Here is a 23,755-nt window from a genome sequence, read left to right as displayed (position 1 = left end):
GTTCTCTAATGCTGTTAGGTGAAGAAAATGAGTTACTTGAAGCTTGATAATATAACTAAGAAATTCGGCGAATTCACGGCACTGGATGGGGTTGATTTAGAAATAAAAAAAGCCTCTATCCATGCGCTGCTTGGTGAAAATGGCGCTGGTAAAACAACATTAATGAATATTATTTACGGGCTCTATCAGCCTGATGGCGGTGATATTCACTTTAAAGGGGAAAAAGTATCAATTCCCACTCCTCGAGAGGCTATTCATCAGGGAATCGGTATGATCCATCAGCACTTTATGTTGGTGGATACGCTGACCGTTACAGAAAATATTATTCTTGGTCTGGAGGGCTTGGGGGCATCCATAAGTCTGAAAGAACATGAAGAGCGGATCGAAGCTATAGGTCAGGAGTTCGATTTTATTATTGATCCCCGGACCGAGATCTGGAAGCTGCCAATGGGTATGCGCCAGCGCGTAGAAATCCTAAAAGCTCTGTATCGAAATGCAGATATGTTAATTCTGGATGAGCCAACGAGTATTCTTGCCCCGTCAGAAATTGAAACCCTCCTTGACGGTCTTAACCGCTTGCGAGCAGGTGGAAAAACAATTCTTTTTATCACTCATAAGCTTGATGAGGTGATGGCTGTTGGCGATAACATTACTGTTATGCGTCACGGAAAAGTAACCGGGCATAGCAAGGTCGCAGACACCAATGTTAATGAGATAGCAAGAATGATGGTCGGCCGTGATGTCATTCTGGATGTGAATCGACCCAAAACCGATGTAGGTGAGGTTGTGCTCCAGGTTGATAACGCCAGTGCTACCGATGAACGTGGTTTGCAGGCGCTGACAGATGTCAGCCTCTCGCTTCGTAAAGGTGAGATATTAGGTATTGCCGGTGTCGATGGTAATGGTCAGGCAGAGCTGGCTGAGGTCATTACCGGTATGCGTGATCTTGATGCGGGCCGGGTATTGGTAAATGGCGAAGATATTTCTCATCTATCTGTTGATGATCGTCGCCATCAGGCCAGCATCAGCTATGTACCTGAAGACCGCCATGGCACGGGACTCGTGCTTGATTTCAGCGTTGCTGATAATTGCATCATGCGTGATTACAGTAAACCTCCTTACTCCAAAAACTCAATTATCCAGTCCAGCAAAGTGGATGAAACTGCTGACAACTGGGTAAAAAAATATGATATCCGATTGCATTCAGTTCACCAGCAAGCCCGTTATCTTTCAGGTGGTAATCAGCAGAAAATAGTCATCGCCCGTGAAGTTGAGTGTGACCCGGATATCATCGTTGTAATGCAACCGTGTAAAGGGCTGGATATTGGTGCTATCAACGCTGTACAGGACACTATTGTCGAACAGAAAAAAGCAGGAAAGGCAATTTTATATATATCAACGGAGCTTGAACATATCCTGACAATTTGTGACCGCATTGGCGTTATGTGCCACGGTGAAATAACCGGAGTAATTACACCAGAGGAAGCAAATTCAGAGCGTGTCGGGCGCTTGATGGCCGGAATTAAAGATCAGGAGGTCGTATGTTGAGTTTTATAAGATTTATTTATCAAATTCGTCCGCTTGTTGCTGTACTGCTGGCGTTGTTTGTAGGCTCAGGGCTTATTCTTCTTGCCGGCGAAAGCCCTGTTACGGCCTATAAAGAGTTGTTTGCAGGAGCATTTCTGGACTACTACGGTATCGCAGATACTCTGACCAAGATGTCTCCGATACTATTAGCCGGTCTTGCCGTAGCAATTCCTCTACGGGCCGGACTGTTCAACATTGGTGCCGAAGGGCAGATTTATGTTGGCGCGCTTTTTTCATCTGCAGCTGCGTTGTATTTGCCTGAAATGCCAGCCTGGATACATATTCCGATTTGTATAATTTTTGGTGCAATTGGTGGTGGCCTTTGGGCGCTTATTCCAGCTTATTTAAAAGCTTATAAAGGGATTAACGAAGTAATCGTTACTATTTTGATGAACTATATCGGCATCAATATGGTGAGTTATTTTGCGTCGGGTCCAATGATGCAGGAAGGAGCCCCATATCCGTATTCGCCCGAGATTAGTGAGCAATTGTGGCTACCCTGGGTCATGCCGGGTACGGATGCGCATATTGGTGTGGTGATAGGTGTTGCACTGGCTTTATTTACCTGGATTTTTATGCGCTACACCACGGGTGGTTTCCGCATTGATATGGTAGGTAAAAATCAAAGGGCGGCAAGTTACGCCGGCGTAAATGTTCGACGTCAGATAATACTATGTATGGTTATTGCTGGTGCCATTGCAGGACTTGCTGGAACCTTTGAAGTAATGGGGCTTAAATACCGTCTCTACCATATGTTCAGTCCTGGTTATGGCTATGACGGCATAGTGGTTGCCTTTCTAGCGGGTTTGAACCCGATTCTTGTTCCACTTTCAGCTCTTTTCCTTAGCGGCCTGAAAGTCGGTGCACTCATTATGCAGCGGTCCATAGGTTTGGAAAGTACGGTAATCGAAGCAGTTCAAGGTTTGGTCATTGTCTTTGTTGCTGCCAGCCTGGCTTTTCGTTTCGATGCATCGAAATGGCGCGCAATATTAGCCAAACGTAAGGTGCTTAATGATGCTATCGATATCGGTAGTAACCAAACTCAAACAACTACTGGAAAGGAGGGCTAAATGGAATTCTTAACAGATATTAATCAACTAAGTGACTTGCTAGCTTCAACTTTACGTCTCTCTGTACCGTTGATATTCGCGGCAATAGGCGGAGTCATAGCTGAACGAGCAGGAGTATACAATATCTCTTTGGAGGGTTGTATTTTGGGGGGCTGTTTTGGTGCCGCCTTAGGTACCTATATGACAGGTTCCCCGGTCTTCGGTATTTTTGCTGCGTTGCTGTGTGCAGGTTCTGCTGGTGTGCTCTTGTCGGTGCTTGGTGTGTCGCTTGGGGTCAACCAGATCGTTGCAGGTATTGCTATTAATATTTTAGTTCTGGGCCTGACTTCATTTCTGGCACGATTAGTTTTCGGCCTGGACGCTACAACTATGACGCTGCCCGGGTTTGAGCCGATAGCTATTCCACTGCTTTCAGATATACCGATTATAGGTCCAGTCCTGTTTAGTCAGGATGTCCTGGTGTACCTAATGTATGTGACTGTCCCTGTTGCCTGGTGGGTAATGTATCGCACGCCTTGGGGCCTGAATATCCGTTCTATTGGTGAGTACCCTCGTGCGGCAGATACTGCAGGTATTAATGTCATCAATGTTCGCTATTTAGCCGTAATTGCAAGTTGCATGTTGGCTGGGCTGGGAGGTGCGTACATTGTCTTGTCGCAGGTTTTCGTTTTCACCGAGCATATGAGTGCTGGTAAAGGCTTTATTGCTCTGGCTGCCTTAATTTTGGGACGCTGGAATCCCATGGGAGCTTTCTTTGCCGCGCTATTCTTCGGTTTATGTGACGCAATGCAACTTCGTCTTCAATTCTCTTCACCGGATGTGCCTTACCAGCTGTTTTCTATGGTGCCGTATATGGCTTCTATCCTTGCTTTAGTTCTGCTGTCCGGCAAAGTCAGACCCCCTGCGGATATCGGTAATAAATTTGTCCGTGGCGGTAAATAATTCAGCCCGATTTTGATATTTAAGGAAATTGTTATGATTACAAATCCAGTACCCTGGCCTAATGGGGCTAAATGTGCGGTTGCTATTACTTTTGATATGGATGCGGATAGCTTTCTGCATCTGCACCGCCCGGAGGATAGCTATAAGCGTGTAGCAACTCTGTCATCCTTACGGTATGGCCCGGAAGTTGCCGTGCAGCGTATTTTAAACAGCTATCGTGATCTTGATATTAAACAAACATTTTTTATCCCAGCCTGGTGTATTAAACAATACCCTCAAGCAGTAGAAGCGATTGTTAAGGCGGGTCATGAGATTGCACATCACGGTTTTATTCATGAGCATCCGAATGAAATTTCTGCGGATGAAGAGGAAAGCTCATTATGCAAAGGGATTGAGATCATCGAACAGTATACCGGGCAGCGGCCGCGAGGATTCAGGGCACCTTTATACAATTACTCTCACCGGACAACTGATCTGTTGATTAAGCATGGTTTTACCTATGATGCTTCTTTAATGGGAGATGATGTTCCCTATGTATTAAAGACAGATGAAGGTGAAATAGTTGAGTTACCAACCCATTGGGCAATGGATGACTGGCCACCGTATGTGCATATGAGTGACATTAATTACTCCATGCCAATTAAGTCTCCCCAGGAAGCGATTTCGGTTTTCCGCTCAGAGTTTGAAGCGATGTATGAAAATGGGGGGCTGCTAATTGGCGTTTGGCATCCTTTTGTTACAGGACGATTAGCTCGCTGGCGGGAAACCGTAAAGTTCATTGAGGAGATGCAAAATAAAGGTGATGTGTGGTTTGCATCAATGGAACAGATAGCTGCTCATATTCAAAAAGTAAGGGCAAATGAAGAGTTTTTACCGAGAGTTCATGAGTTGCCCTACTATGGTGGCCCGGTCGATATCTCAATAGGTAAATAGCGGATCAGATTATTTTTAATAAAACTATAGGCTTTATAGTTTTTAGCTTTCCATAGTGTAGGTCTAGGGCTAGACCACCCTTCAGCAGTTACTCGCGAGAGTAGCTGCTTTTTTTATTTAAGCGTGATGTAAAAATTCAGTCAATAGTTGCAGGCCTTTCGGGTGGCTTATAAGTAGAGTGCTTTTTAATATTATTACTTCGTATTTATACGATATATGATTCGATGGTTTCGTATTTTATGAATGTCATTGTGGTGCTAATTTGAATGTGTAGCAGCACTTGTTTATGAAAAAAGCACTTAAGGTAATGGCGTATCCTGAATTGCATTATTAATGTGACTTACTAGTTGATCGTTATCCTATGTGAAAGCTTCATTAATCTGGTGATGTTTAAAGTGGATGAGAATGATATGGATGTGCTTGGTTTTAAAGTTTTTATTTATTTGGAAACTTTGGTTTGAAAATAATAAAAAGGTATATGTGTGATGGAAAGTCATATGAATGAAAGTATGCTGAAAAAGAGTATTACTAAAGCGATAACATTGTGGAGCTTTGGCCTGTTATCTATAGCAATAGTTCTGGTCTTCGCCTTTCCGGAGGTCTCCGCCTACTATATCGGAGAAACCCGGACTGCTATTACTGCATACATGACGTGGTATTTTACGCTGCTGGCGACAAGTGCCCTGATATTTTGTGTTTGGCTGGCATTCAGTCGGTACGGTAAAATACGACTAGGTGGCGACAACGCGAAGCCGGAGTATAGCAATTTTGCCTGGTATTCGATGCTGATTGCCTGCGGCGAAGGTGTTGGATTGATATTCTGGGGTATCGCAGAGCCGTTACTGCTATTTGGAGATTCAAAGTTTGCAGAACCAAAATCGGCAGAAGCGATTTCTAGTAGCATCGAGTGGTCTTATTTTCACTGGGGAATACATGCCTGGGCAATTTACTGCATAGTTGCTGTAGTACTGGCGTTTTCTATTCATAACTGTAAAAAGCCACTGAACTTCCATAATGCAGTTGCCGATTTGTTCCCTGTAAGTTTAAGATCCCCCGTGAGTGTAACGGTTGAGGTCATTGCCATTATTACTACGGTACTGGGTCTGGCGACTTCATTCGGATTTGCTGCGCTACAGTTTAACACCGGACTGAACTTTGCTTTTGGCACTGAGATTTCAGTTTCATTCCAGGTGGCCTTTATGGTCGCGATAGCTGGCATGACTATTCTGTCGCAGCGCTCAGGTCTTAATAAAGGCATGCGACTTATCAGCGAAACAAATAGCTGGTTGAGTATAGTCCTGCTTTCTGTGTTCTTTATCTTCGGTCCGACTATCTACATTATTTCACTGTTCTTTGAGTCTGTTGGTTCTTACTTTTCTTCATTGTTCGCAATGGGGCTATGGAATGATTCTTACTCCTTCATTGGTGGAGCTGGCGCCTGGAATGAGAGTTGGATGGGGCTCTGGACAACATTTATCTGGTGCTGGGGTGCATTCTCGTTTGCTCCGTTTGTTGCTGCATTTATTGCAAAAGTCTCCCGTGGCAGGACTATTAAAGAGTTCCTGATCGGCGGTATTGCCGGGCCTTCTCTGATCGTGATGGTGTGGGTTGTCATTAATGGTGGTACAGCAATTGCCACTGATATCCTTGTAGGTGGCGTTGTTGATGCTACTCAGGCAAACCCGGCTGCTGGATTGTTTACGACTATTGAGAAGTTCAGCAGTTTCGAATGGATTTCGCCGATTTTGTCACTTGTCGCTATTGTCCTGATTGCCACGTTCTACATCACCTCTCTTGATGGTGGAACTTACTCCCTTTCATCTATGTTGCATGAAGAGAAAGAGGGTAAAGCAAGTAAGAATGCAGGTTATAGATACCGAATTGGACTTGCGCTGATGATTGCGACCGTTGCTGCAGTTTTGTTACTTGCCGGTGGTGCTACTGTATTGGCATCACTCCAGACAGGAGCAATGATTGCTGCAGTACCTTTCTCTGTCGTAGTTATTCTCGGTGTTGTGAATCTGGTAAGGCGCTTGAAACTCTATGAAAGTGGTTTGGATACTGCTTTTTCAGAAAATCAGTTAGAGGCGGAAAATAGTGAGGGCGCTCCGGCTTACAGTCTTGTTCGCTATGATTGAACTGTGTTTCTGTTATGACGGGTCGAGAATCTAGGTCTCAAGCCTGAAGAACAGGCCAGGTACGTCGCAAGGTGTTTATCTAGAAGCACTTTGCGACTTCTAATGTCGATTTAGTCATCAAGACTTGTACTACGCCGTAGGAGGGTAATCTTCACGAAAAATAACAGTGCTCAAAAGCAGCATTCCGATAACCCTTTCAGATGTAGACTCCCAGAAAGTTACATCTATTGCCGGGGCTTGTTATGAGCCCCGGCTTTTTTGATTTATGGCGGGTCTTCAGTAGCCTGTGACCGGCGTTTTACGCACTCGCTTATTATGGTTTCTGCGCCATTGAATGAGGCCGTGAATCAATAGAGTACCGACAACAACCACGCCTCCTTCAAGCGCTGACCGGTTGGGTATTTCTGCCAGCCATATCCAGATCCAGAGTGGCCCCATGGCCGTTTCCAGCAGCATCAACATGCCAACTTCAGCTGCAGGGATGCGCATAGGACCGGTAGTAATCAAAACAAAACTGACAGGAAGAATGATCAGGCAAAGCAATAGCATCCATCCCCAGTCATTGCCAGATAGCGTCATCGGTTGACCTATGGCGTAACTCACGATAGCGGTTAATAGTCCCGCGCTGATGAGCGCCGGGGACATATTCCGATGGCTGACTGCCCGGTCATTAACAAATTTTGCTGCCAGTGAAAGTCCACAGAGCAGGGCCAGCAGATCGCCTTTCAGGTCGGGACTTTGCCAGGAGTCTTTCAGTACCCAGGCAATCCCCAGTATCGATATAACAATCGCGGCTATTGTGACCGGTGGTGTTTTTTCTTTAAGTAGCAGTCTTGCCAACAATGCTGAAAAAAGAGGAGTCGCGCTGATAATAACCAGTACATTAGCTACAGAAGTAAGGTTTATCGCGCAGACAAAGCAGGTAGAGCTGCTGAAAAACAGGAACGCGGAGCGAAGAAAGGCGGGATCCCTGCTGAATAACGCTTCGCCGGGCATCCTGAATCGACACCAGAGTGTAACCATAAGACTCAGCAGCAGGCCGCGCCAGAACAGTAAGCTGAATGAATCGACCTCAATAAGCCGGATCATCAGGGCGTCAAAGCTTAGTATGATGACACCCAGTGCGGTGAGCAGAAATCCTTTCAGGTATTCGGTATTCATTCAGTTCCTTGATTATTCTCTGTGGTGGCAGGGCTGGTAGTTTGGCTATTGTATCGACTTTATTCGGATAACCGGTGTACTGTTATCGAAATCGTTTTCAGATGGTGGGCATTGTATATGTTAAATCCTCAAACCACAGCGCTTCTGGTGATTGATGTGCAGGGTAAGCTAGCGCGCAGCGTGCAGAGTTCAGAAACCATGATAGATAACATCCGGCGCATGATACAAGGCGCCAGGATACTAGGAGTTCCGGTGGTCTGGATAGAGCAATATCCGCAAGGGTTAGGTACAACTGTGCCGGAAATTGCGCAGTTGCTCGGTGACTATAGTGCATTGAGCAAGACGACCTTTAGCTGTTGCGGTAGTGACCAGGTGATGGATGAGCTGCAACGGCTGGCTAGAAATCAGTTATTAGTGTGTGGCATTGAGACTCACGTCTGTGTCTATCAATCGGTAGCCGAACTGTTGCAACGGGGTTATCAGGTCGAGTTGATCAGTGATGCGGTATCATCCCGCACGGCTCATAACCGGGAACTGGCTATGAGTAAGATGGCCAGTCTGGGGGCGACTCTTACCAGTACTGAGATGGCCCTATTCGAGCTGGTGGGCGATTCTGCTACTGACTGCTTCAGGGATATCCTGCCGCTAGTCAGATAGTGGTTCAGGCAACGGCGAGGGTGCTGGATCAGTGTTTGATCATTTCTGCTATTTTGATCAGCTCTGTAATGCTTGATGCGCCCAGGCGTTCCATCATTTTAGCGCGATGGACTTCTACCGTCCGGACTGAAATGCAAAGCTGATCAGCAATCTGTTTATTGATAAGCCCTGCGACAACAAGATCGAACAGTTGGTTTTCTCGCACCGTTAATGTGGCAAAACGTTTATCCAAATTATATTTCTGGCAGCGGATGGTTGAGTTCAGTTGCGCTTTTTCGATGCTCGGTAAAATGTCAGCTGCACGTACCGGCTTTTGGAAGAAATCACAGGCGCCATCCCGGAACGCTTTGATTGCCATCGGCATGTCGCCATGGCCGGTAAGGAAAATAACGTCAAGGCAGGAACTGCTTTGGTTTAGTTTTTCATGCACTTCCTGACCCGTCAGACCGGGCATGCGGCTATCCAGAATAAGGCAGCCTGGCTGGTTCAGGTCGGTGTTATTTAAAAACGTCTCGCCACAGTCAAAATCTGAAACATTCAGGCCATAGCCCTCCAGGACATAACGCAACGCTTCACGTACCGAATGATCGTCATCAACAAGGTAGACCGGTATCGCAGATCTGTTATCCATTATTTGTCCTGTTGTTTGGGTTGTTGTTTGGGCTGTTGTTTGGACTAGCAGGCAGGGTGCAGGTTACAACGGTTCCCCGGCCTAAGCCGGACATCATTGATATGTCACCGCTATGCGCCTCAACAATCCGTTTGCAGATAGACATGCCCAGACCCAGTCCATCAGGCTTTGAAGAATGAAACGCTTTGAAAAGGTTTTCTAGCTGGCTGTCTTCAATACCAGGGCCGGTATCCGATATTGAAAGAATTACTTGTTCAAAGCCCTGGATTTGCAATTGTATCGTGAGATGCCGATCAGCCTGCTGATCCTGCATCGCTTCCAGACTGTTACGAATCAGGTTGACGAGTAGCTGTTGAATCTCAATAGGATCAACGAACAGGCTCAGTGGTGTATCTGGCAGTTGAAGATGAACTGCTACCCGGTATTTCTTTATCTCATAGTCCAGCAGGTTTACGGTTTCCCGGATTAGCTGTGTCAGGTCCGTGTCTTTACGTTGCATCTTCTCTTGCTTTGCGAATCCACGGATACGTTTGATGATCTCGGCCCCCCGCTGCGCTTCGCTGCTGATGCGACTAAGCAGATCACTAATCTGTGCATCATCGTTGTTTCGGTCAATGCGTATAACACCGCCTTCAGCGTAATTATTGATAGCGGACAGGGGTTGGTTTAGTTCATGGGCCAGGTCAGATGACAGTTCTCCAAGGATGGCAATCCGCTGAGCGTGCTCAAGCTGTTGCTGCTGATGCAGCAGTTCTTCATTGACTTCCTGTATCTCCCTGGTTCGCTTGCGCACCATAAATTGTATCCAGATATGATGCATCAGGCCGGCCAGTAGCAGTAACAGAATAGCTACAGTCCATTGCCAGTTTTGTAATAGCCAGCGTCTCAGGTTCTGCCACCAGGGGACCTGCCAGGGGTGTATGTCGAGCCGCTCATAAAGATTATGAATATCATGGCTACTCACCGGAGCTGTCCAGCCCAGTGATCCTGTATCTATTGCAACCTGAGACTGAGAGGGGAGTAATAGCAGCGCCTGGGCTACCTGTTCAGTAATATCGACAGGGGTGGATTTAAGTGCTGAAAATGACCAGTTCGGGTAAAGGTCGGTACTTGTCTGGCAGTTGAAGCCGGAAAACTGTTTAGCATCTAACACTTTTATAGTGTCTGCCTGTATCAGCCCTTCTTTGACCATGGTTTCCAGGGTGCAGGCAGGCAGTACGGCTGCATCAGCCAGTCCATCCCTGACCCAGAATGCCAGTACACCAACGGGGAAGCCGGAGAACTTGATCTGGCTGAAAAAGCGTTCTGGTTTGTATCCCCGCTGTAACATTTCGCCCCAATAGATCTGAAAGCCGCCAAAGGCCTGAGGATCAACTGCTCCAAGGCGGGCGTCCTCGAGATCTGCCAGTGTTTGGTAGGGTGAATCTGATTTTACTATCAAAGCCGATCCGATTACTGCTTTTTTCCCCGGATGACGCCGGGATTTCAGAGTGGCAATCCAGCTCATACCGTATTTTGAACCGACCCGTACGTATTGTCCGGAGTTGGTAATGGCAAAATCAACCTGACCTTTGATGACCGCTTCATCAAGCTGGGCAAGGCTCATGGGCACTGCAGTAAAGCTGTAGCCTGGCAGTTGCTGGTTCAGGTACTCCATGGTTGAAGTCCAGCGTTGTAATGCCTTTTCCCTGCCTTTGAAAGCCAGCACAGCAACTTTAAGGTCACGCTCGATTTCTATGTCCGCATGAACTGTTACAGGCAGTCCAAGGCAGCTTATTACCAGCCAGAGGAGCAGTGTTTTTATCAGCACTGTTTTTATCAGCAGAGTTGCCATTGAGGCGTCCTTGTTGACATAAATCAACGTTCTACAACCAAATGTGGTTAACCACAATATACCCTTAAGAATTGTTTCTCTATGCTGAGAATCAAAGGAAAGTCATCAGACATTAACAGTCTGATAACCCTTTGAAAAGCAGGTTAAAACGGTAAAGAGCTAGAGCCGTTCTCCTGACTTGAGAATTGAATCAGAGAAAGAGAGGCGACCGTCATGAAAACTCAAAAAGCGCTGCTGTTTTCACTGGCTTGCTTAGTCAGTATGAATGGCTTTTCAGCGGCTAATCCTGAGATTCCAGATGCTCCAACCGTTTATCCTGAAGGCGAGTTGGGAAGAATGGTAAAGCTGGGTGAGGATATTATCTTCAATACCAATACTCATGATCTTACTAAGGATATGGTAGGTAATGATCTGACTTGTAGTAATTGTCACCTGCAAGGAGGTAAAGGAAAGACTTTGGGTACTTTCATCGGTACTGCAACTGCTTTCCCTGCTTATTCACCCCGTGAAAAAACAGTGCAGACACTGCAAAACCGGATCAATAACTGCTTTATGCGCAGTATGAATGGTAAGCGGCCGATTATCGATACAGAGGCTTCTATAGCGATGACAACATATGTTAGCTGGTTGTCTTCTGGTCTGCCGGTTACTATGAATTCTAAAAAACCGGTAAACCCTTTCTATACCAAAGAGTGGTGGGGTAAAAAGTGGGTTCTGCCGATGATTAAAGCTGCAACTCACGATAATTATGTCAATGGCCAGAAGCTGTACACTGAAAAATGTGCTTCCTGCCACCAGCCTGATGGCCAGGGTCTGGCTGCTGCCAAATTTCCTCCGGTTTGGGGTGAACGTTCTTACAATACAGGTGCCGGCTTGAGTAAACCGGAAAAACTGCCAACCTATCTGCTGCATAATATGCCGCTGGGGAACGCCAACCTGACCCGTGAAGAAGCTGTTGATATTTCAATCTATGTTGATGCGCAGCCGCGACCTGACTTTGACTTGCAGAAGTCTCTGTACCCAAGGGAAGAGATGGGTCACTACAACTCTATCGTAATGGAAGAGAAACACTCAGTAAGGAGTAACTTTGCTAAATGGGGGTTGGATATCGACCAGATCCGTGGTGATAAAGCAATTCCATAGGGCATTGGTTCACTGATTGAAGGTTCTACAAAGAGGTTTCCGATTAATGTGTACGGAAGCCTCTTTTTTTTGCAAAAAAATAAACGTTGTTCAATTTGATGGCCTGGGTAAATTTCCTTGTTGCTGGTTTTTAGTCAATATTAACTGAACAGTGTCACATTCAGACTGCCGTTAAATCAGTACTCAAGTACCATAGAGCTTTTCTCTGATCTTTCTAAACTGATAGCTGTTAATACAATCAGGGGGAAGGATATGCAGCGACTTATTGCATGGCTGGTTATCGGCCTGTTGCCCGTTTTTTCGGCTACTGTTTTTGCGGCGGGTGGCGCTTTAGACGGTGAAAAAGAGATATTTCTGCAGGATCGCTCGGGTAAAGAGATTAACATCGGGTGGATAGAGTTTACTCCACTGAATGCGGTAGATTCCGAATTTAAGCTGCATCTGGATCATAGTCTGTTTAAAGACTATTTCCTGTCGATGAAAGAGATGAAATGCCTTGAAGGCCCGGAACTCTGGTGTGCGATACCTTATCCCTATCAACAGCCGCGAACAGTCAGTCTTGAGAGTCTGCGCTGGCTGGAGCATGACCTGCTGTTTATGTTTAAAAAACTGGATAGCTTTGGTGCAAATTTCTGGAATGGTATCTACTATCAGTTGGCAATAGAGCAGGAGCAAATTGTTGGAAAAGCTCGCGCACTGGATCTGAATATGCTGGCTTCACCGCCGGATGATATGAATGCACCGCCGATCGGTGAATTCGATATCGATGATGCCGATCTGGACCAGCGCTGGTTGCCGTATATTGTGATTCGTTGATCACCCGCTCTGTGATTCAGGTACAATACCGGGTTTTGCGATACTGTAGCTGAATCAGGGGCTCCCGATGACCGGATCTAAATCAAGAGCTAAACCAAAATCTGCCGCTCGATCGAATAGTAAGGGCAAAGCGCAGAGCGGCCAGAAACTACATCCCCGAAATAAACATCAGGGGCGATATGACCTGCAGTTACTGGCTGAAAAATCTCCTGAGTTAACCGGCTTTATCACCGAAAACCCGTACGGCAACCTGACTCTGAATTTCCATGATCCGGCTGCTGTAAAAGCGCTGAACCGGGCTTTATTACTGCAGTACTACGGTATAGCTCACTGGAATATTCCTGATAATTATCTTTGCCCGCCGATTCCGGGTCGCGCTGATTATATCCATCATCTGGCTGATCTTCTGGCGCAGGATAACGATGGTGTGGTACCTAAAGGTAAACAAATTCGTGCCCTGGATATTGGTGTCGGGGCTAACTGTATTTATCCGATCGTCGGCAGTCGTGAATATGGCTGGAGTTTTGTTGGTGCTGAACTTGATACAGTGGCGCTCAATACTGCAGCGGTGATCGTTGAGGCTAACCCGTCACTAAAGCCCCTGGTGAAGCTGCGTCGTCAGCCTGATTCGATGGATATATTCAACAATATCATTAAGCCCGGTGAGCTGTTCGATCTGACTTTGTGCAACCCTCCTTTTCATGCCAGCAGTCAGGATGCGGCAGCGGGCAGCCAGCGTAAACTGGATAACCTGAATCGAGGCAAAAGTCAGGTTAAGATCCGTGCCGGGAAATCGCCTGTAAGCAAGCCCGATCTTAATTTTGGCGGGCAGAATTCTGAGCTATGGTGCGAAGGTGGTGAAGCGGCATTTATTCAACGTATGATCGGACAAAGCCGGGAGCTGAGAGGACAGTGTTACTGGTTCAGTTCGCTGGTCTCTAAAAAAGAAAACCTGCCGGCGATCTATCGCAGTCTGAAGCAGGCAGGTGCCAATCGGGTTGAAACGGTCGCAATGGCACAAGGCCAGAAGGTTAGCCGTTTTGTCGCATGGAGCTTTCTCGGTAAAGCCAGACGTCAAAAGTGGCGTGAAGAGCGCTGGCTTGAGTGATCGATGTTGAGAGATAGGTGTTTGTTGAGAGATAGGTGTGGCAGCCAGCTGGCTTCAGGAGAGTGGCATAATGGACTATGACTGGTAGCTCGGTAAATCATGCTGTTCAGCTGTGGCGTGAGAGCGCTGGTTTGAGTGATCGATGTTGAGAGATAGGTGCAACACCTGCTGGCATCAGAATAGAGGATAAGGGGTATGCCTGGCAGCAGGCATTACCCCTTTTTCAGGTAACTTCCGTTTAACTATATGTAGTTCAGCTCAGATTAGTTTCCGGGCGTTTGAGTAGCTCAGCTGTGCTTTCCAGTTCTTCCAGATAATTTAATAGCTCCTCGGTCAAAATATCCGGATGCGCATGTAATAAGTTTTTAAGCGTATCCAATGGAGCAGGCTTCCCTGCGTGCAGGTTGTTAGTCATAGCTAATAACAGAGAGGTGAGTACCTCGAGACTTTTTACACGTGATTCAAGGTTGTATCCATCCACTATGGTTCCCTCAGGTTGTCTTCAATAAATACAGAAAGGCAGTGTTACCTGACGTATAGGAAAGCTTAGTCAACAATGACCGACTTTGTGAGTGGTTTTTATGATAAGTTTTCACGTGCTACATGTTGATATTTAAGCATATTAATGTTTGGGTGGATTCTGTTTCTTTTAAGCAACAGCTTAAGACTTATGATTCAGGACTTCAGAAATGGGCAGTAAAGTTTCTTCGATCATTTCATGGCACAGCCTTCCCAGTGTCGCTATGGCTGTTTCCACTTCGGGTTCCTGACTGTTACTGGAATTAATGCGCATGAAGTTTTTATATTTACCTGACGCAGAAAACAGCGTGCCGGGGGCTATTCGTATCTTGTGTTCGTGGGCGCGTTTATCCAGCTCGGTGGCGCTCAGGTTGCAAGGCAGCTCGACCCATATCAGGTAGCCTCCTTGGGGGTAGCTCATCCGGGTACCTTCAGGCATATGCCGTTTCAGCCAGCCGATGACGGCATCCCGATCACGACGATAATTTTTACGCATCTTACGCAAGTGCTTTTCATAGTAGCCTTGAGCGATGAACTCAGCGATGGCCAATTGATTTAGCGTGGCGGTGCTCATGCTTGAAACATATTTCATCATCATCACTTTGTCCGTATACCGGCCGGGGGCCACCCAGCCAACCCTGAGACCTGCCGCCAAAGTTTTGGAAAAGGATGAGCAGAGGATGACCCGGCCATCGGTATCGAAGGATTTAATGGTGCGAGGGCGGGGCAGGGTGTAGCTAAGATCGCCATAGATATCGTCTTCGATCAGAGGCAGATCGTATTTGGCCAGCAGCTCCAGTAGCTTAGGTTTGTGCTCATCGGGCATGGTATAACCGAGCGGATTATTGTTGGTCGGGGTCAGCAGACAAGCTTTAACCGGCCACTGATCAAGCGCAAGTTGCAGGGCTTCGAGGCTGATGCCGGTTTCCGGATGGGTGGGTATCTCAAGCGCTTTAACGCCGTTCATTTCGATCGCTTGCAGCGAGCCAAAGAAGCTGGGTGAATCGACCACTACAATATCGCCGGGTTGAGTAACGGCCCGCAGACTGCTGGACAGTGCTTCCTGGCAGCCGGTGGTAACAATAATTTCATCAGGATGAATGCGGCAGCCGGAATCGATTGTCAGCCGCGCAATCTGCCTTCGCAACTCATCGGTCCCCCGAATATAGTCGTAGCTAAGAATTCTGGCCGTCATAGTGCGGCTTATCTCAGCGGTTATTCTAATGAGTGGATTAAGCGTTGGCGTACTCAGGTCGGGTAGAGCCAGGCTTAGCTGGGTCATTTCTTCTGCGCCATATTCATTGATCAGGTGCAGTAGGTTATGGCCTTGAGACACAGCCAGAGGCTGCTGCATTGGACGACTGGTTTCGGGCAGCGTAGGTGGGGTTTGTTGTTGCAGAACATAGTAGCCTGACTTGGGGCGGGCTTCGATGATGCCGTCATCTATAAGTAAGCCAAAAGCTTCCTGAGCCGTAGATATGCTGACGCCGTGTTCCTGACTGAGTGCGCGTACGGAAGGAAGTTTATCGCCGGTGTGGTAATAGCCCAGTTCTATCCGTTCTCGCAGGTTTTGTGCGACCTGTTCGTACAGTTTCATGCCAAACCCCATTACAGATTATCCAGGCAGTACAGATTAAGAGCCTGGAAAGCAGTACAGATGGTTAATTGTAGATCTGTATTGCATTAATTTAATTTTTTTTGAATCTGTAATGGTAGCAGATGTATCCATAAACTGAAGTGACTTTATTGAGCATATGTACAGGAGACATATGTGTGTTGGTTCAGTTGATGAGGGAACGGTTATGAGAGTTTTCAGTGGCAGTCTGGTAAATAAATTTCGTGGCATGGCATTCAATTATCGCTCAAGGCGGCAGCTGCTGACCTTAGATAACAGAGCGTTGAAGGATATTGGTATCAGTCGTGCTGAAGCGCTCGCTGAAGCAGGTAAACCGGCCTGGAAAGGTCTGCCCGGATATGACGTTGATGAGCTAGCTCCGGCGCCAGTAACCGATTGTCGCGACAGCGTCACTGCAGTATCGGCAAAGCGGATCGCGGGTTGCTCTGTATTTAGCCTGATCCTTGTCACGGTATTGGTTAGCCTTTACTGAAACATTCCCGGTTGGCGTCTATTATGAATGGATTGCCACTCAGGAGGAGTCTTATGTTTCAGGAATTTTATCCCATGCGGCTGCAGGATAACTGCGATGTCGATCACTTGTTATCACCGGAAACGATTAATCAATTAGTTAATCTGCGCAGCCCTGCTGTTGAAGTTATGACCGACTTTTCTGTAGTTTCACCCGTTACTGTGCTGGAATCTTTAGCGGTTGATGAGGCGCTGGAAAGAATGAAGAGTCAGCATGTGCGAATGTTGTTTGTGACCAGCGTCGCGGGTAAGTTCAGCGGCGTGATCACTGCCCAGGATATAATGGGCAACAAGGTGATGGTGTATATGAGCAGCCATAGCGTCAGTCGTGAGGAGGTTAACGTTTCTCATATCATGCTGGATAAACTGCATTTGCGTTCCCTGACATTTGACCAGGTTCAGCACTCGCGAATCGGGGATATAATGCTCACCCTGAAAAGTTCGGGTGATCAGCACCTGCTGGTGGTTGATGAAAGCGCGCTGGGAATTAAGCGCATCAGGGGTATTATTTCTGCCAGCGATATCTCCCGCAAGCTCAAGGTTGGTTTCGATGTTATGTATGAGGCTAAATCCTTTGCTGAGATTGAAAAAATAGTCACCCAGGGGGGCGAATTATAAAATATCGATCGATTATTCAGATTGGGCTCCATAGTTGCTGGCAGGGAAGATAATTTGCTTTACAGCGGCCGCTTTTTACCTATACTTCGGCGCTTGATTTTATCACCGCTGAAACCCTGTTTTTGAGTACTGCGATGCAACTGCCTGAACATATATCTAATACCAAGTGGTCCCGCCTGAAAGCGGCTGCGGACAGTTATGAGACGCCTTTCCTGCTGATCGATCTGCCGACAGTGGCAGAGAAGTATCGGGAGTTGCAGGAGGGGTTTAATTTCGCCTCTATCTATTACGCGGTGAAAGCGAATCCAGCGACTGAAATTCTGGGCTTGCTGGCTGATATGGGTTCCAGTTTCGATATCGCATCTATATACGAGCTGGATCAGGTATTGGACCACGATGTCAGCCCTGACCGGATCAGTTTCGGTAATACCATCAAAAAGCGCAAGGATATCGCCTATTTTTACGAGCGCGGGGTGCGCCTTTTTGCCACCGACTCCGAAGCCGATCTGCGTAATATCGCTGAGTATGCACCGGGCTCTAAAATATATATCCGGATTCTGACCGAAGGATCGGAAGGGGCGGACTGGCCGCTGTCGCGTAAGTTTGGTTGCAACCCTGAGATGGCTGTTGAGTTAGCAGTGTTAGCGAATAAACTGGGCCTTGAACCGCACGGTATTTCATTTCATGTTGGCTCCCAGCAGCGCAACATCGACGTCTGGGATGCCGCTATTGCCAAGGTTAAGTTTATTTTCGAGCGTTTGCGGGACGACCAGGCTATCACCTTACGAATGATCAACATGGGCGGCGGTTTTCCGGCGCAGTATCTGACCAAAGCCAATGATTTTGCGACTTACTGTCGTGAGATTATTCGTTTCCTGAAAGAAGACTTTGGTGATAATCCCCCGGAAATCATTCTCGAACCGGGACGCTCTTTAGTCGGTGACTGTGGTTTGATGGTCAGCGAAACCGTGCTGATTTCACGTAAATCCAATACTGCGCTGAACCGTTGGGTGTTTACCGATGTAGGTCTGTTTAATGGCCTGATTGAGTCATTGGGTGAAGCGATTAAATATCCGTTATGTACCGAGCGCAGCGGAACCACCGAAGAAGTGGTTTTGGCGGGACCGACCTGTGATGGTATGGATATCATGTATGAGAATCATAAGTACGAACTGCCGTTGTCTCTGGAAATTGGCGATCGGTTGTATTGGTTCTCTACCGGTGCTTACACCACGACTTACTGTTCGATCGAATTCAACGGATTTCCGCCGCTGAAATACTACTGCGTCGAATAAGAAAAGCCCGCTTTTGCGGGCTTTTTTGTTTAAGGATGTCGGTTATTGTTATTGCAGGTTACTGCGAATCAGTTTCTTATTGATCTTGCCGACGCTGGTTTTCGGGATCTCGGTGGTGATCTCAATCTGCTGCGGAATTGCCCACTTATTGATGCGGCCCTGATCGACATACTGCTGCAGGTGCTGTTTGATCAGTTCTCCGCTTAACTCTGCTCCGGCTACCGGAACCACCAGCGCATAAGGCCGTTCATCCCACCGTTCATCAGGAATGCCCACTACTGCCACCTCAGCAATCTGACCCTGCTGGCTAATCAGGCTTTCCAGTTCCAGAGAGGAGACCCATTCGCCGCCGGTTTTTATTACATCTTTGATCCGGTCTTTGATCTGCACCGTATTATTGCAGTCAATCGATGCCACATCACCGGTATGTAGCCAGTTGCCATGCCAAAGTTCTGCCGATTTTTCGGGCTCTTTGTAATAGCTCTGGGTTAGCCAGGGGGCGCGTACTACGATTTCACCGACGGACTCTCCGTCATGGGGGACAGCATTGCCCTCTGGGTCGACGATGCGCAGGTCTACCATACTGACCGGTACGCCGGTTTTGGTTCGGGCGGCTACCTGATCGGCCAGTGCCAGATCCCGCTCACTTTCGTGCAGATGAACCAGCGTCAGCAGAGGGCAGGTTTCAGACATCCCGTATGCGGTAAAAAATTGTACCCCGCGTTCGGCCATTTCGTTAGCGAGTCCTGCGGTAGGGGCGCTGCCACCGGTCAGCATCTTCCAGCCGCTGAGATCGGTTTTAGCCGCTTCATCGCAACTCAGAATCATCTGTAGAACGGCGGGCACTCCGTGGGAGAATGTCACGCCTTCTTCGCGGAACAGCTTAACCATCTTGTTAGGCTCGTAGCGTCCCGGATAAACCTGTTTTACGCCGATCATGGTTGCCGCATAAGGTACGCCCCAGGCATGCACGTGGAACATCGGCGTCATCGGCATATAGACGTCTTCAGAGCGCAGTAATGGCTGCCCTTCATAGATGCCCAGCATAGAGACCATGTTGAGTGTATGCAGCACCAACTGGCGATGACTGAAGCAGACCCCTTTTGGGTTGCCGGTAGTACCGGTGGTATAGAATGTGGTTGCAACCGAGTTTTCATCAAAGTCGGGAAACTCATAGTCCTCGGATGCGTCGCTGAGCAGGGCTTCATACTCGCCTATAACCGGTAGAGAAGTGTCGCAGGCCTGCGCTTCGTCGGTCAGTTGAATATAGTTTTTAACGCTTGGGATCTGGCTGCTGATCCCTTCGGCCAGGGCCAGAAAGTCGTCATGCACCATGACATAGTCATCGGCCGCGTGATTCATTGTGTAGGCGATCTGATCCGGACTCAGACGAACGTTAACGTGGTGAATAATGGCGCCGATCATCGGAATGGCGAAATACGCCTCCAGATAGCGATGGCTGTCCCAGTCCATTACAGCCACAGTATCTCCCGCCTGAACACCTGCTGCGCTGAGCGCGTTGGCGAGCTTACTGATGCGCTTGTTGAGGGTGGTGTAGTCATAGCGTATGACGTCGCTGTAGACGATTTCATGGTGAGGCTCATAACGCTGACCTGAGAGCAGAAGGCTCTTAATCAACAGTGGGTAAGTGTAAGCGTTTTCCGATGTTTCAATTATTCTTGTTTTCATGCTTCAGCCTGCCTTATGGATCGTTATTATTGTTCCGTATTGGTTGTCCGCATTACTTCTCCGTCACAGTATAGTCGTGCCGACAAAGAATAGGGATATACCCTGATTCTACTGCCGTGTCGGGTTACAACAATGATTAATACACGCTGGTTTTTAACATAAACGGACATCGGCTCAGGAGCAGGAAGTGAGGTTTCAGTAACGTGCTACACAGAATGGGAACCTCAACGGCTATAAAACAGGACTACTATGTTATAAATGCAGCATAAAGACAGCATACATTCATGGTGTGATGGAGAGGGCATAGGAATGCAGAAGGCCAATATACTGAAAACGCGAATTGATGCATTGCTCAATGTGTTGTCGGAAGATGTGTTGGTAATCAGTCAGCAGGGTGGCATAATTTTTTCATCCCATGCCAATTCGTCCCTGCCCTGGGGCGGTACTGATTCCCTGACCGGCAAACAGCTGACTGATATATTTCCGTCGGCTATCGAAAGGATTTTTCAGGGCATGATTAATCAGGCGCTGAGTCTTAATCAGGTTGTAGTCAAAGAGATTTTGCTGGATCCGCAGGAGATTCCTCATCTGGAACAGCGGGGGATGGCATCTGCCTGCTGGGTTGAGGCGAGGCTGGCACCTTCCGCCGGTGATGAGCCCTGTGTAGTGTGCCGGATTGAAGATATCAGCCAGCGCAAGAAAGCTGAACGTGATCGTTCACAGGTACAGCGTGATCTGCTGACGGGGATGTATAACCGCCGGGCGCTGATGCCTGTTTTGGCGCAGTCGATAGCCCAGGCGCATCGCTATGATTGGGTATGTAGCCTGATGCTGATCGATATCGATAGCCTGCAACTGATAAATGACACTAAGGGCTGGGACGTTGGTGACCAGATTCTGAAACGATTGGCGGGATCGCTAAACAGCCTGAAACGAACGGCTGATTTCCTGGCTAAGGTTGGCGACGATGATTTTGCCATATTACTACCGGAAACCAATCAGGAGCAGGGGCTGCTGGCTGCGCAGCGGGTCCACAACATGGTGGTGGATCTGTCTGCACCATCATCAGGTATAGATGTCGGCTTTACGGTCAGTATCGGCGTGGCTACCCTGCTACCGGAGAGTGATAGTGCCGAGGCGATGTTTGGCCGTTCAGAGAATTACCTGATTAATGCGAAGCGGCTCGGCGGTAATCGCGTTGAGGGCGATCAGTAAGTTGTTACAGGACGATGCCGTTTAGATTAAAAAAGCCACTCTGGGTGGCTTTTTTTATGGCAGACGTTGAAGGCTTTATTCGCCGATGGCCGGGTAAAGCTTGAGTGCGTCGATCAGTGCCTGCATTTCGTCGTAGGTGCCGATAGTAATGCGCAGAAAGTTATCGATACCGGGTTTGCTGAAATGACGTACCAGTACGCCCTGACTACGCAGGTGGGCCATCAGGTCTGCTCCCGCGATAGTGCGGTGACAGGTGAAGACAAAGTTGGTTGCCGACGGAATCACGTCAAAACCGAGCTGTCCGAGCGCTTTAACTGTCCATTCACGACACTCAATGATTTTGTTGGTGGTTTCGCGGAAGTATTCGTCGTCCTGCAGGGCCGCCACGGCACCTGCGATTGCCAGGCTGTCCAGTGGATAGGAGTTAAACGAATTTTTGACCCGTTCCAGGCCTTCGATCAGTTCCGGATGCCCCAGCGCATAACCGACGCGTAAGCCCGCCAGACTGCGGGATTTAGAGAAGGTCTGGATTACCAGAACATTATCGTATTTATTGACCAGCTCAACCGCAGAATGCCCACCGAAATCAATATACGCTTCATCAACGATAACCACTGAGCCGTTATTTTTCTGCAGCAGGGTTTCGATCTGCTCCAGTGGCAGCAGGCGGCCTGTTGGTGCATTAGGATTGGCAAAAATAATGCCGCCATTGGCCTGCTGATACTCTTCCAGATTGATTTCAAACTGGCCGGTTAACGGTAGCTGGCGGTACTCAATGTCGTACAACTTACAGTAGACATCGTAGAAACTATAGGTCGTTTCCGGTAGCAGGATGGGTTTGTCCTGGCGGAAAAAAGCCATAAATGCCAGCGCCAGTACTTCATCGGAGCCGTTGCCAACAAAGATATTGTTGTAGTCGAGTTCAAAATGCTCTGCCAGAGCGTTTTTCAATGCCGTCGCTTCCGGATCGCAGTACAGACGCAGACGATCCTTAGGATAGTTATTCAGGGCATCAGCGGCGCGGGGCGACGGAGGATAGGGATTTTCGTTGGTGTTTAACTTAATCAGATTATCAACTTTCGGCTGTTCGCCGGGGACATAAGGTGTCAGCTGATTAATAGCCGGGCTCCAGTACTTGCTCATGGTTTGGCAGATCACTATGCAGGGTATTAATAAGGAATGATGAAGCATAGCAAAACTGGGCTGTTGCTTACATATCAGCGAAAAGAAATTAGACAAATAATATTGTCTGAAGGTAAGGCTGCTGCAGTTAGGGGGGGGGGGGGGACTGATTTTACTGAGTTTTGTAATGGGGCCGGGTGGTAAGAGAATAGTACATGCCAGAAAAAAGAATGCCCGGGAAGAAGGGGTCCCGGGCATACTCAGGTCTTACTTAACAACGTTGATGTAAATTCTTAGAGGGGGCTGTTCAGATTAAGTTCATAAAAAAATGCAAATTTTTAAAATTATTTTCACTTTATACGTAACCTACTGAAATACATGGATATAAAAATATGTAATGTTTATTTATACCGTTATCATCTGCGCTCTGAGGACTATATGTAGCAAGGTGCCTGCGCAGGTAATAATCAGGACGCAGGGGCGGATCAGCCTCTGGAAGCGACGAACATAGCGGTGACAGTGTCCATCGTCTCGACGTGAGCCTGTAGCCATCCCGGTAGTGTGTTGCGGACATAATTTTGTAGCAGATTGATATCTTTATTCTGCTGCCATTCCTGAAGAATTGCGCGAAGCTCTTCCAGTACCCGTTCGTGTTCCCCTTTATGGCAACCATACGCGGGGAATCCTACCCGAACCATCTCAGCCTCTTCCCGGGAAAAATGCTCAACACTATGCTGATAAACCGACTGCAGGGTTGCTTCAACGGTATCAAGGCTTTCCTGGTCTCCTTCAGCGACCAGGCTTAACAGCATATCCAGGGCATTAATCTGGGAAGTCGCTGCAGCATGGTCAGTGTTCATAAAATCCAGTTCAACCTGGGGAATAACAGCATCGCTCATCAGGGGCATATACATCTCGTAGCCGGTTAAATGGCTGTTAATAGTATTGCAACTGCGTTACCTCACATTGTCTGAAATCAAGTATATCCGGGTAGTACGACTAATGGTTAAGCATTTTATTGCCCCTTTTCTGAGGCAGGGTGGCAAGTTAATTGTCGCTTTGTTGGTCATCTGGTTATCAGGTTCGCTGAGTAAAAACTGGATAACGGCTTTAACCCATAAAACATAGGGT

At 47.6% G+C, this 23,755-nt stretch carries 21 protein-coding genes; 13 read left to right on the top strand and 8 right to left on the bottom strand.

Annotated elements, in window-relative coordinates; translation table 11 throughout:
• Window positions 1-27 precede the first annotated feature (27 nt).
• The 5 genes from ACQUQM_RS08765 to ACQUQM_RS08745 all read left to right on the top strand — a co-directional run bounded on the left by ACQUQM_RS08765 (window position 28) and on the right by ACQUQM_RS08745 (window position 6,670).
• Window positions 28-1,548: an ABC transporter ATP-binding protein gene (locus tag ACQUQM_RS08765; protein ID WP_432474094.1), complete on the top strand. Its 1,521-nt coding sequence runs from the start codon at window positions 28-30 to the stop codon at window positions 1,546-1,548.
• Window positions 1,542-2,657 carry an ABC transporter permease gene (locus ACQUQM_RS08760; protein ID WP_432474093.1) on the top strand — a complete coding sequence of 372 codons (1,116 nt, stop codon included), beginning with the start codon at window positions 1,542-1,544 and terminating at the stop codon, window positions 2,655-2,657. The genes ACQUQM_RS08765 and ACQUQM_RS08760 overlap by 7 nt, the downstream gene beginning before the upstream one ends.
• On the top strand, window positions 2,658-3,599 hold the full coding sequence (locus ACQUQM_RS08755; protein WP_432474092.1) for an ABC transporter permease: 942 nt from the start codon (window positions 2,658-2,660) through the stop codon (window positions 3,597-3,599). It begins immediately after the preceding gene.
• Between the two features lie 33 nt (window positions 3,600-3,632).
• Window positions 3,633-4,532 carry a polysaccharide deacetylase family protein gene (locus ACQUQM_RS08750; RefSeq protein WP_432474091.1) on the top strand — a complete coding sequence of 300 codons (900 nt, stop codon included), beginning with the start codon at window positions 3,633-3,635 and terminating at the stop codon, window positions 4,530-4,532.
• A 497-nt stretch (window positions 4,533-5,029) separates the two neighbouring features.
• A complete protein-coding gene (locus tag ACQUQM_RS08745) occupies window positions 5,030-6,670 on the top strand; it encodes a BCCT family transporter (RefSeq protein ID WP_432474090.1) in 1,641 nt (546 codons plus the stop codon).
• A 276-nt stretch (window positions 6,671-6,946) separates the two neighbouring features.
• On the opposite strand, the gene ACQUQM_RS08740 is transcribed toward ACQUQM_RS08745, so the two are convergent.
• Complete coding sequence (locus tag ACQUQM_RS08740) at window positions 6,947-7,831, bottom strand: DMT family transporter (RefSeq protein ID WP_432474089.1); 885 nt, start codon at window positions 7,829-7,831, stop codon at window positions 6,947-6,949.
• Window positions 7,832-7,948: 117 nt separating this feature from the next.
• Between ACQUQM_RS08740 and ACQUQM_RS08735 the strand changes: the two genes are divergently transcribed.
• On the top strand, window positions 7,949-8,488 hold the full coding sequence (locus tag ACQUQM_RS08735; protein ID WP_432474088.1) for a hydrolase: 540 nt from the start codon (window positions 7,949-7,951) through the stop codon (window positions 8,486-8,488).
• A gap of 28 nt (window positions 8,489-8,516) precedes the next feature.
• Here the strand turns inward: ACQUQM_RS08735 and ACQUQM_RS08730 are convergent, their stop codons facing one another.
• Window positions 8,517-9,119, bottom strand: coding sequence for a response regulator transcription factor (locus ACQUQM_RS08730; protein ID WP_432474087.1), 603 nt, complete (start codon window positions 9,117-9,119; stop codon window positions 8,517-8,519).
• Window positions 9,112-10,953, bottom strand: a complete 1,842-nt coding sequence (locus ACQUQM_RS08725; RefSeq protein WP_432474086.1) for a sensor histidine kinase — start codon at window positions 10,951-10,953, stop codon at window positions 9,112-9,114. The genes ACQUQM_RS08730 and ACQUQM_RS08725 overlap by 8 nt, the downstream gene beginning before the upstream one ends.
• Before the next feature lie 213 nt (window positions 10,954-11,166).
• On the opposite strand from ACQUQM_RS08725, the gene ACQUQM_RS08720 reads away from it, so the two are divergent.
• The 3 genes from ACQUQM_RS08720 to rlmF all read left to right on the top strand — a co-directional run bounded on the left by ACQUQM_RS08720 (window position 11,167) and on the right by rlmF (window position 14,020).
• A complete protein-coding gene (locus ACQUQM_RS08720) occupies window positions 11,167-12,096 on the top strand; it encodes a c-type cytochrome (protein ID WP_432474085.1) in 930 nt (309 codons plus the stop codon).
• Window positions 12,097-12,348: 252 nt separating this feature from the next.
• A complete protein-coding gene (locus tag ACQUQM_RS08715) occupies window positions 12,349-12,912 on the top strand; it encodes a hypothetical protein (RefSeq protein WP_432474084.1) in 564 nt (187 codons plus the stop codon).
• 67 nt (window positions 12,913-12,979) lie between these two features.
• Complete coding sequence (rlmF, locus tag ACQUQM_RS08710; protein WP_432474083.1) at window positions 12,980-14,020, top strand: 23S rRNA (adenine(1618)-N(6))-methyltransferase RlmF; 1,041 nt, start codon at window positions 12,980-12,982, stop codon at window positions 14,018-14,020.
• Between the two features lie 253 nt (window positions 14,021-14,273).
• On the opposite strand, the gene ACQUQM_RS08705 is transcribed toward rlmF, so the two are convergent.
• Together ACQUQM_RS08705 and ACQUQM_RS08700 are read right to left on the bottom strand one after the other, a co-directional pair.
• Entirely contained in the window at window positions 14,274-14,501 is a 228-nt protein-coding gene (locus ACQUQM_RS08705; RefSeq protein ID WP_432474082.1) for a hypothetical protein, read from the bottom strand.
• Window positions 14,502-14,681: 180 nt separating this feature from the next.
• Window positions 14,682-16,136, bottom strand: coding sequence for a PLP-dependent aminotransferase family protein (locus tag ACQUQM_RS08700; protein WP_432474081.1), 1,455 nt, complete (start codon window positions 16,134-16,136; stop codon window positions 14,682-14,684).
• Between the two features lie 205 nt (window positions 16,137-16,341).
• Between ACQUQM_RS08700 and ACQUQM_RS08695 the strand changes: the two genes are divergently transcribed.
• The 3 genes from ACQUQM_RS08695 (at window position 16,342) to ACQUQM_RS08685 (ending at window position 18,598) form a co-directional block, all read left to right on the top strand.
• Window positions 16,342-16,647 carry a DUF1127 domain-containing protein gene (locus ACQUQM_RS08695; RefSeq protein ID WP_432474080.1) on the top strand — a complete coding sequence of 102 codons (306 nt, stop codon included), beginning with the start codon at window positions 16,342-16,344 and terminating at the stop codon, window positions 16,645-16,647.
• A 53-nt stretch (window positions 16,648-16,700) separates the two neighbouring features.
• Complete coding sequence (locus tag ACQUQM_RS08690; protein WP_432474079.1) at window positions 16,701-17,303, top strand: CBS domain-containing protein; 603 nt, start codon at window positions 16,701-16,703, stop codon at window positions 17,301-17,303.
• Between the two features lie 122 nt (window positions 17,304-17,425).
• A complete protein-coding gene (locus ACQUQM_RS08685; protein ID WP_432474078.1) occupies window positions 17,426-18,598 on the top strand; it encodes a type III PLP-dependent enzyme in 1,173 nt (390 codons plus the stop codon).
• A 48-nt stretch (window positions 18,599-18,646) separates the two neighbouring features.
• Here the strand turns inward: ACQUQM_RS08685 and ACQUQM_RS08680 are convergent, their stop codons facing one another.
• Complete coding sequence (locus ACQUQM_RS08680; protein ID WP_432474077.1) at window positions 18,647-20,287, bottom strand: fatty acid--CoA ligase; 1,641 nt, start codon at window positions 20,285-20,287, stop codon at window positions 18,647-18,649.
• Window positions 20,288-20,596: 309 nt separating this feature from the next.
• On the opposite strand from ACQUQM_RS08680, the gene ACQUQM_RS08675 reads away from it, so the two are divergent.
• The gene (locus ACQUQM_RS08675) at window positions 20,597-21,502 is read left to right on the top strand and encodes a diguanylate cyclase (RefSeq protein WP_432474076.1); all 906 of its coding nucleotides are present in this window, start codon (window positions 20,597-20,599) and stop codon (window positions 21,500-21,502) included.
• Window positions 21,503-21,577: 75 nt separating this feature from the next.
• Here ACQUQM_RS08675 and hisC read toward each other — a convergent pair whose 3' ends face one another.
• Together hisC and ACQUQM_RS08665 are read right to left on the bottom strand one after the other, a co-directional pair.
• Window positions 21,578-22,645, bottom strand: a complete 1,068-nt coding sequence (hisC, locus tag ACQUQM_RS08670; RefSeq protein ID WP_432474075.1) for a histidinol-phosphate transaminase — start codon at window positions 22,643-22,645, stop codon at window positions 21,578-21,580.
• Window positions 22,646-23,109: 464 nt separating this feature from the next.
• Window positions 23,110-23,523, bottom strand: coding sequence for a bacteriohemerythrin (locus tag ACQUQM_RS08665; RefSeq protein ID WP_432474074.1), 414 nt, complete (start codon window positions 23,521-23,523; stop codon window positions 23,110-23,112).
• Window positions 23,524-23,755 lie beyond the last annotated feature (232 nt).

It is taken from the genome of Amphritea sp. HPY, from assembly GCF_050870985.1.
Taxonomy (GTDB): domain Bacteria; phylum Pseudomonadota; class Gammaproteobacteria; order Pseudomonadales; family Balneatricaceae; genus Amphritea.
This window is presented reverse-complemented; position numbering and strand designations above follow the sequence as displayed.